The organism is Gilvimarinus sp. 1_MG-2023 (assembly GCF_030548285.1).
Genome location: NZ_JAUOSC010000936.1, coordinates 1 through 276, shown reverse-complemented (window position 1 = coordinate 276; position 276 = coordinate 1). Strand labels below are relative to the sequence as shown.

The window sequence follows — 276 nt, the reverse complement described above, 5'->3', positions numbered from 1 at the left end:
ACACCGCACATACTGCCAATAATCAGCCCTTTGCGGCCGATCACATCGGATAGTGGCCCATAGATCAATAACGACAATCCCAGTGTCAGCGTCGACAGCGTCAGGGTGTAACTCGCTTGCAGCGGTGTAACGGCAAATTCTGTCGCCAGCATTGGCAGCAATGGCTGGGTCACATACAGGTTGGAAAACACCATAAAGGAGCCAAGGCACAAGGCGATGGTGATTCGCCACCAGGCGGCGGTACCATTTTTGATCATGAGGGGTCTCGCTATAAGA

Annotated in this window: 1 protein-coding gene; it reads right to left on the bottom strand. The window is 52.9% G+C overall.

The features are described from left to right. Window positions 1-257, bottom strand: a 257-nt coding sequence (locus tag Q4563_RS19615; protein ID WP_336623061.1) for an MFS transporter, incomplete at its 3' end; no start/stop codon positions are given. Between the last annotated feature and the right edge of the window lie 19 nt (window positions 258-276).